Origin of the sequence: Mesorhizobium sp. M6A.T.Cr.TU.017.01.1.1 (genome assembly GCF_004023115.1) — a bacterium.
Lineage (GTDB): Bacteria > Pseudomonadota > Alphaproteobacteria > Rhizobiales > Rhizobiaceae > Mesorhizobium > Mesorhizobium mediterraneum.
The window spans coordinates 1-7913 of record NZ_RZTA01000181.1 but is presented as its reverse complement, the minus strand read 5'-3'; the positions used below and the strand labels follow the sequence as shown (position 1 = coordinate 7913).

The 7913-nt window shown below is 62.5% G+C and carries 8 protein-coding genes and 2 pseudogenes; 6 read left to right on the top strand and 4 right to left on the bottom strand.

Translation table 11 applies throughout. The features are described 5' to 3' along the window. A pseudogene (locus EOB36_RS32105) lies at positions 1–465 on the bottom strand (ornithine decarboxylase); the annotation flags it as partial. 230 nt (positions 466–695) lie between these two features. On the opposite strand from EOB36_RS32105, the gene EOB36_RS32100 reads away from it, so the two are divergent. Both EOB36_RS32100 and EOB36_RS35890 read left to right on the top strand, forming a co-directional pair. Then, entirely contained in the window at positions 696–1613 is a 918-nt protein-coding gene (locus tag EOB36_RS32100; RefSeq protein WP_095482870.1) for a DMT family transporter, read from the top strand. 36 nt (positions 1614–1649) lie between these two features. Then, positions 1650–1781, top strand: coding sequence for a hypothetical protein (locus EOB36_RS35890; RefSeq protein ID WP_280953341.1), 132 nt, complete (start codon positions 1650–1652; stop codon positions 1779–1781). Positions 1782–2459: 678 nt separating this feature from the next. On the opposite strand, the gene metF is transcribed toward EOB36_RS35890, so the two are convergent. After that, positions 2460–3377, bottom strand: coding sequence for a methylenetetrahydrofolate reductase [NAD(P)H] (gene metF, locus EOB36_RS32095; protein ID WP_095482871.1), 918 nt, complete (start codon positions 3375–3377; stop codon positions 2460–2462). After that, positions 3377–4399 (bottom strand): metalloregulator ArsR/SmtB family transcription factor, encoded by a 1023-nt coding sequence (locus EOB36_RS32090; RefSeq protein WP_126105871.1) that lies wholly within the window; start codon positions 4397–4399, stop codon positions 3377–3379. The genes metF and EOB36_RS32090 overlap by 1 nt, the downstream gene beginning before the upstream one ends. Before the next feature lie 143 nt (positions 4400–4542). On the opposite strand from EOB36_RS32090, the gene tsaA reads away from it, so the two are divergent. The 4 genes from tsaA to EOB36_RS32070 all read left to right on the top strand — a co-directional run bounded on the left by tsaA (position 4543) and on the right by EOB36_RS32070 (position 7520). After that, entirely contained in the window at positions 4543–5064 is a 522-nt protein-coding gene (gene tsaA, locus EOB36_RS32085) for a tRNA (N6-threonylcarbamoyladenosine(37)-N6)-methyltransferase TrmO (RefSeq protein WP_164759326.1), read from the top strand. After that, complete coding sequence (locus tag EOB36_RS32080) at positions 5061–5372, top strand: DUF2293 domain-containing protein (RefSeq protein ID WP_095482874.1); 312 nt, start codon at positions 5061–5063, stop codon at positions 5370–5372. The genes tsaA and EOB36_RS32080 overlap by 4 nt, the downstream gene beginning before the upstream one ends. A 121-nt stretch (positions 5373–5493) precedes the next feature. Beyond that, a complete protein-coding gene (locus EOB36_RS32075) occupies positions 5494–6453 on the top strand; it encodes a D-amino acid aminotransferase (RefSeq protein WP_128286466.1) in 960 nt (319 codons plus the stop codon). Between the two features lie 224 nt (positions 6454–6677). Further along, positions 6678–7520, top strand: coding sequence for an SDR family oxidoreductase (locus tag EOB36_RS32070; protein ID WP_128286465.1), 843 nt, complete (start codon positions 6678–6680; stop codon positions 7518–7520). A 56-nt stretch (positions 7521–7576) separates the two neighbouring features. Here the strand turns inward: EOB36_RS32070 and EOB36_RS32065 are convergent. Then, positions 7577–7913, bottom strand: a pseudogene (locus tag EOB36_RS32065) (molybdenum cofactor sulfurase); the annotation flags it as partial.

The following is a 7913-nucleotide window of genomic DNA, read 5'->3' as shown; positions in this document are numbered from 1 at the left end:
TTTCTTTGACAACTCGTAAGCCGCCGATCCTTTCGTCTGGATGCGCACGAACACCGTGATCGCACCCGGATCGATATCGAGCGCCCGAACCACGCGGGTCAGCTTGGTGATCTCGTCCTCATGGTCGAGCGAGATAACGCGGATGCCATATTTCTCCAGCGCCAGCTTGATGTCCGACTGCGCCTTGACCGGATGCATGTAGAGCATCTCGGCGTCGGGCGAGACCGCGCGCACGGCGGCGAACTCACCGGGCGAGGCTACGTCGAAGGCATTGACGCCGGCCTCGACCAGCGCCTTCAGCACGATCTGCTCGCCGTTGGTCTTGACCGCATAGGCGGTCTTGCCGGGAAACATGCCCATGAACTGTCTGGCGTCCGCCTTCAGCACCTGCGGGCGGAAGCAATAGATCGGATCGTCCGGGCGAAGCGCCAGCGCCGCCTCGCGGGCATTTTCGAATCGCTGCATGGACGAATCCCTTGACCTAGACTGCGCACAATTAATCCAACCTATGCGTGAATGAAAACAATTCTGTGTCTCGCGCCGCTGACGCTGCGGCGCTACGCCGGATGACAGGCCAGACGACAGGAAAGCTAGCCCACCGATCTGGTTTCGGGTGGCCCTTGCCATCGAACAGGATATGGCCTGAACAGACGCTTGATTGGCTTGGCATTCAGGGCCATCTGGGAGGACGATCCATGGCGATCACAACCACGACTGTAATGCGCGGCCCAATGGCCCTGAAAGACTGGGGGCAGCTTCTGCTGCTCGGTGCGATCTGGGGCGGCTCGTTCTTCTTTGCCCGCATTGCCGTTGCTGAGCTCCCCCCGCTGGTGCTGGTGCTGTTTCGCGTCGCCATCGCAGCGCTGGCGCTGCACCTCTATCTTGGCCTGCGCGGCCCGTCCTTCCGCCTCGCCTTGCCGCATGCCGGCCTGTTCTTCCTGCTGGCGCTCGTCAACAACGTCATTCCCTTCTCGCTGATCTTCGCCGGGCAGACCGAGCTTGGCGCCGGTGTCGCCTCGGTGCTCAATTCGACGACGCCGTTCTGGACGTTGATCCTCGCCAACGCGCTGACATCAGACGAAAAACTCTCCTGGAACAAGCTTGCCGGCATCGCGCTCGGCATCGTCGGCACAGCGGTGATGATCGGTCCCGGCCTGCTTGCCGGGCTCGGCGGACCGGTCTGGGCAAAATTCGCGCTGATCGGCGCGTCGCTGTCCTATGCCGTCGCCCTGATGGTGGCCCGCCGCTTCAAAGGCGTGCCGTCACCGATCATCGCCACCGGACAATTGACCGCCTCGACCATCATCATGATCCCGGTCGTGCTGCTCGGCTATGGTCCCGCCAACCTGTTTTCGGCCTCGCCGCCGGTCTGGGCGGCGGTGTTAGCGCTGGCGTTGCTGTCCACTGCCTTCGCCTACATTCTCTATTTCAACCTCGTCGCTTCGGCCGGCGCCACCAACGCCTCGCTGGTCACGCTCATCGTGCCGGCCAGCGCCATCCTGCTCGGTTTCCTGTTCCTGGGCGAACGGCTTGAATTGTTCGAGCTCGGCGGCATGGCGCTGATCGTGCTCGGCCTCGTAACCATCGACGGCCGCATGTTCAGCCGACGGTAGCGTCATTCCTGCGACATCGGTTTCGGGAACGACGGGTTGGCTCAGATGAAGCTGCGTCCCGATCGGTCGGTTCATGAGGTCGGCGAGCGGCACAGCCTGGCCTTGAGCGAGCACGCCCCCCTGCTCCACCTGTATGATGTCATCGGGGAAGACGTCGTCGATCCGTAGTACCCGCGACCCTTCGTAGAACCTGCTCATCAGTTGGCACCCGCGGGATTTTCGACGAGGACGGGGCCGGCGATCGGCGGAGCTGGAATGGTTGCTGTCATGGTTCCAAACGCGCCCTTGCAGACCGGACGTTGGCTAAACGCCTCGTGTTACATTGCTTTACGCTGGGTCAAGATAAAGCAAGCCGCGCATCGGGACAGTCGTCATATGCCGACTGTCGGCAATCCTGATTTCAGAACCGAAAGTCCGCGCAAAAGACGAATCCGGCTTTTGGGCCGACGCGGTAGCGCTGCCATCCTCGATATTGCCCAGGCTTCGCCACAATTTATTCACAGGTCCGAAGCCGGCTTTTGCCGAAGAGTTTCAATGCCTAACGGCAAAGAGCCGGTCGCAAATTCCACAATGTCGTCGCATTGCAACATATTTTCCGCTTGCCTGTGGCACAAATGACCCTAGACTCTGGCCATAGCTCTTTAAGAGGAGGCTATGACATGGGACTCACGAGGCCAATCAACGCATTGATGATTTGTGCCGCATTTGCATTTATCGGAGCCCTGATTATGGGCTTTCTTCCGTAAGACCCGCCAAGCGACGGAAGGCCAGCACCGAATAGTTCCAACTCATTGAAAAGGCCGGGTTTTTACCCGGCCTTTTTGGTTTTCAAAACGGCGATAGAGATTACGCCGCGGCAGACCCCGCAGCTTCCGCCTCATGCGAGCGGATGCCGATCATGTGGCAGATGGCGAACACCAGATCGGCGCGGTTCATGGTGTAGAAGTGGAAATCGCCGACCCCGCGCTCGACAAGGTCGAGCACCTGCTCGGCCGCAACGGCCGATGCCACCAGCGCGTGCGTCTGCGGGTCCTTCTGCAGCCCGTCGAAGCGCTCGGCCAGCCATGCCGGCACCAGCGCGCCGGCGCGCGACGAGAAATTGGCCACCTGGGTGAAATTGTGGACCGGCAATATGCCCGGCACGATCGGTATGTAGATGCCGGCCCGCCGCGCCCGCTCGACATAGCGCTCATAAAGATCATTGTCGAAGAAGAACTGGGTGATCGCCCGTGTCGCGCCATTGTCGACCTTGCGCTTCAGCATGTCGATGTCGGTGGCGAAATCCGGGCTCTCCGGATGCTTTTCCGGATAGGCGGAGACCGAGATGTCGAAATCGCCGACACCTTTCAGCGCCCCCACCAGTTCGGCACCGTTGGCGTAGCCGTCCGGATGCGGACGGTAGGCGGCGCCGACGCCCTCGGCCGGATCGCCGCGCAAGGCGACGAAGCGGGTGACACCCATCTCGGCGAATTCCTGAATGACCTCATCGACCTCGTGACGCGCCGCGTTGACGCAGGTCATGTGCGCCGCCGGCGTCAGCGCCGTTTCGTTGAGGATGCGCTTGACCGTGCGCGCCGTGCGCTCTCGCGTCGAGCCGCCGGCGCCATAGGTGACGGAGACGAATTTCGGCTTGAGCGGCTCCAGCCGGGTGACTGTGTCCCACAGCCTTGCTTCCATCTCGTCGCTCTTCGGTGGGAAGAACTCGAATGAAACCCGGATCTTGTCGCCAATGTCAGGGCGGCGGGAGAAGCGGAACTGGTTCATCAGGCGGTTTCCCCTATCGGATAGGCATTGGCCGGTTGTGCGTGGCTGGAAGGATCGGCGATCAGCATGCGCTGGTCACGGCCGAGCCACAGCTTTACGGTGAGCCTGGCCTCGTTGCCGCCGCGCGGCTCGAATTCCTGGCTGTCCTCGAGGTCGAGCCCGGCCTCGGAAAACCACTCAGTGATCTGGCGGTCGGAAAAGCCGAGCCGCACATGCGCGTGTGCATCGCGCAGGAATTCCAGCGCATGCGGAGCGAAATCGACGATCACTAGCCGGCCTGCCGGGCGCAACAGCCGTGCTGCCTCGCGGATGGCGCGGGCGGGATCGTCGAGATAGTGCAGCACCTGGTGGATGGTGACGAGATCGAAGGCATCGCGCTCGACCGGCGGCGCGAAAATGTCGCCCTGGCGCACCTGCGCATTCGAAATGCCGGCTTTGTCGAGGTTGGCGCGCGCCACGGTCAGCATCTCGCGCGACATGTCGATGCCGATGCCGCGCCGGTAGAGCGGCGAAAAGATTTCGAGCAGCCGCCCGGTGCCGGTGCCGAGATCGAGCATCGACTGGAACGGCCGCTTGCCGACGAGCTTGAGCAGCGCTGCCTCCACGGCGCGGTCCGGCACATGCAGCGAGCGGATATGATCCCAGCTTGCGGCGTTTACGGAGAAATACTCGGCAGCGCGATCCTGCCGCTTGCGCTTGACCGCTGCCAGCCGCTCGAGGTCACGCTCGACCTGCGGGTCGGCGCCACGGATGCCGGAAACCAGCCTGAGCACGAAATCGCGCGCCGCATCCGAATCCGACAGCCGGAAGAAAGCCCACGAGCCCTCCTGGTAGCGGCCGATCAGTCCGGCCTCCAGCAAAAGCTTCAGGTGGCGCGAGACGCGCGGCTGTGACTGGCCGAGAATTTCGGTGAGATCGGAAACGGTCAGGTCGCCGCGCGACAGCAGCGCCAGGATGCGCAGCCGGCTGGATTCGGCCGCCGCCTTCAATGTATCTACCATAGTGTCGAGAGCGACATGCATGCGAGCATTCTCTTTGAAAAAGATATAAACATATGTTTATGTCGATTTTGATGGCCTTGCAAGCGCTATGTCGCTTCCGGACAAGAAAATGACGCATGCGTGGTGGATTGCGCAAAGCTGGAAGCATGATCGAGGCGAAAACTATGTTCGAGACGCGCAACGGCGAAAAGCTTCTGGACACCGATCCGGCTGATATGCCGCCGGACGGCCATATCGTCTTCATCGGCCGTATCGCCTCGCCCTGGACCGCGCGGGAAACTTGCCCCAAGAACATGAAAGCCGCGCGGGAGACGGGACAGCCGGCGGTTCTCACGATCGACCAGCCCTATCGTGACGGACTGCTCGGGCTGGAGCGTGCCAGCCACGTCATCATCCTGTCCTGGCTCCACCACGCGCCGCGGGCCCTGATTGTCCAGAAACCCCGCCATGCGGCTGAACCGAAAGGCGTTTTTTCGCTGCGCTCCCCTGCCCGGCCGAACCCGGTCGGGCTGCATATCGCCAAGCTCGTCGCACTCGACATCGACACCGGCCGCATCGATCTCGACGCCATCGACGTGCTCGACGGCACGCCGGTCGTCGACATCAAGCCCTACTTCGCCTCGACCGACGCCTTCCCCGAGGCAACCGTGGCCGGACGGGACGAGCCCGGAAGGGTCGAACGATGAGCGCGCCGACCGGCCGCCGCCGGGCCATCGCCAAGGCGCTGACAGCCCTTCTGCCACTGGCGCCCTATGCCGACATGGAAAAGATCCGCGCTGACGCCGGCGCGGTGCACATGAAGACCTTGCCGCCGACGATCGCCGTGTGGCTGGCGACGACAGCCCATATCCGTCATGTGCACACCGACTACGAAAAGCTGCTGGCAGAAGGCTACGACCGCGACTCGGCGCGCTTCTTCGTCATGGAACAGATCAACGTTGTGCTGACCCGCTGGCGCGCCACGCGTCTGCTCGATGACAACGAGGAAGAATAGCTGGTTCTTCGATGGCCCAGCAGCCAATGGTCCAGTGGCAAGCCCAGCCTGTGTCTTGTGCCACCCACCGTGCCGCTCTATTCCGCCATCTGGTCGGCGAAAACGACCAGAGGGGGGCGTGATGAGCAAGTCGATCGATCCGCAAGCCAACCGCCTGCCTGAGCTCTCCGCTCATCATCAAGACCCGCACTCCTATCCGGATGGCATTGCATTCCTGGACGGGCAATATCTGCCGATGTCGCAAGCCAAGATCTCGGTGCTGGATTGGGGCTTCCTGCATTCCGACGCCACCTATGACACCGTGCATGTCTGGAACGGCCGATTCTTCCGTCTCGACCTGCATCTCGACCGCTTCTTCGGCGGGTTGGAAAAGCTGCGCATGACGATCCCGTTCGACCGCGAAGGCGTGGCCGAAATCCTCCACAAATGCGTGGTGCTGTCGGGTCATCGCGCCGCTTATGTCGAGATGCTGTGCACGCGCGGCGTCTCCCCGACCTTCAGCCGTGACCCGCGCGACGCGGTCAACCGCTTCATGGCTTTCGCCGTTCCCTTCGGCTCGGTCGCCAATGCCGAGCAATTGCAGCGCGGCCTTCATGTGGCGATCAGCGACAAGGTGCGCATCCCACCGGCCTCGATCGACCCGGCTATCAAGAACTATCATTGGCTCGACCTGGTGCGAGGCCTCTACGACGCCTATGACCGCGGCGCGGAGACAGCACTGGTCCTCGATTTCAACGGCAATGTCGCGGAAGGCCCCGGTTTCAACGTCTTTTGCGTGAATGATGGCAAACTGTCGACGCCGGCCGTCGGCGTGCTGCCCGGCATCACCCGCCGCACCGTCTTCGATCTCTGCGCGGAGGCAGGACTTGCCGTCACAGCGGCCGATGTCAGCGTCGCCGCGCTGCGTCAGTCCGACGAGATCTTCATCACCTCGACCGCCGGCGGCATCATGCCGGTGACGGTGATCGACGGTGTTCCGGTCGCGGACGGCAAAGTCGGCGCGATTACCAAGCGCCTCATGGCGATGTATTGGCAGAAGCACGAGGACCCGGCCTGGTCGAGCCCGGTGCGCTATCCCTGACCCCTGACCGACATCTTCTGGCGTCGGGTCTCATCAACAAAATGTGCTCGACCTTGGAAAAACGGAGCGTGCTTCGTATATGCCGGAAGCGGAGCAGCCTCCGTTTAGACCATGATCCCGAACCGAAGGTCCGCGTCAGTGAAAAGTGGAATCCGGTTTTCGGAATATCATGGTCAGACAAGAACTCACAATCAAAGACCCGCAAGGGCAGGAACTGGTGGATCATGACATACAAGGTTTGGTTTATTACCGGATCGTCGAAGGGTTTCGGCCGCGTCTGGGCGGAAGCCGCGCTCGCCCGCGGTGACCGCGTCGCGGCAACGGCCCGCAATGTCGGCACGCTCGCCGATCTCGTCGATAAATATGGTGACCACATCGCCGCAATAGAGCTTGATGTCACCGACAAGAAAGCCGTCGATGCCGCCATTGCCGAAGCGCATGGCCGTTTCGGCCGGCTCGACGTCGTCATCAACAATGCCGGCTATGGCCATTTCGGCGCCATCGAGGAAGTCAGCGAACAGGAAGCCCGCGACCAGATCGAAACCAATGTGTTCGGCGCTCTTTGGGTGACCCAGGCCGCCCTGCCGATCATGCGGGCGCAGCGTTCCGGCCACATTATCCAGATCTCGTCGATCGGCGGCGTCAATGCCTTTGCGTCGCTCGGCCTCTATCATGCGTCGAAATGGGCGCTGGAAGCGTTTAGCCAGTCGCTCAGTATCGAGGTCGCGGAGTTCGGCATCCATGTGACGCTTGTCGAGCCGGGCGGGTTCTCCACCGACTGGGCCGGCCCGTCCGCCAAGGTTTCGAAGCCGATCGCTGCCTATGAGCCGGCCCGTGCCGCGATGGCGGAGCGCCGCAAGCGCTCGGTGGCTGGTGATCCCGCCGCCACCGGACTGGCAATGCTTGAAATCGTCGATGCGGCCGAACCGCCGCTGCGGGTATTCTTCGGCGATGGCGGCCTGCCGATGATCCGCCAAGAATACGCCAACCGCATCGCGCTCTGGGAAAAGTGGGATCACGTGTCCGTCATGGCGCAGGGCGAGAACAAGAACCGCAAGGCCGCCTAGAGGCGATCCGGAAATCGCTACGCCGCCATGGCGGCGTAGCCCCAGTCTCACCTGCCCTAAGCTCGGTAAATCCACTGCTCCGGCACGCGCACCGAAATCTCCTCGCCTGCCGTGATGCGGCCTGGCTTTTCGACCCAGGCGACGAGGCCGCGCAACCGCTTTGCCGCCTTCGGAAACAGCAGCGCGCCGGCCTCATGGTCGGCCATTCCGGCATTTTCGGCGACCGAGCGTCCGGCGATGCGGCAAGGCCCGTTCTGCGCGTCGACCTTGATGGTGACGCCGCCTTTGAAGAACAGCAGCGTGCCGGACGGCAGCATGGAGAGATGCGGCAAGCCTTCGATCAAGAGGTTGGCGCCGATCCACTCCGGCTTGATCTCGGCGATGCCCATCCGC

What these genes read in the sequence shown, in the direction of transcription:
- EOB36_RS32090 (WP_126105871.1), bottom strand. Translation starts at nt 4,399, where the DNA reads ATGCATGTCGCTCTCGACACTATGGTAGATACATTGAAGGCGGCGGCC.
- metF (WP_095482871.1), bottom strand. Translation starts at nt 3,377, where the DNA reads ATGAACCAGTTCCGCTTCTCCCGCCGCCCTGACATTGGCGACAAGATC.
- EOB36_RS32070 (WP_128286465.1), top strand. Translation starts at nt 6,678, where the DNA reads ATGACATACAAGGTTTGGTTTATTACCGGATCGTCGAAGGGTTTCGGC.
- tsaA (WP_164759326.1), top strand. Translation starts at nt 4,543, where the DNA reads ATGTTCGAGACGCGCAACGGCGAAAAGCTTCTGGACACCGATCCGGCT.
- EOB36_RS32080 (WP_095482874.1), top strand. Translation starts at nt 5,061, where the DNA reads ATGAGCGCGCCGACCGGCCGCCGCCGGGCCATCGCCAAGGCGCTGACA.
- EOB36_RS32100 (WP_095482870.1), top strand. Translation starts at nt 696, where the DNA reads ATGGCGATCACAACCACGACTGTAATGCGCGGCCCAATGGCCCTGAAA.
- EOB36_RS32075 (WP_128286466.1), top strand. Translation starts at nt 5,494, where the DNA reads ATGAGCAAGTCGATCGATCCGCAAGCCAACCGCCTGCCTGAGCTCTCC.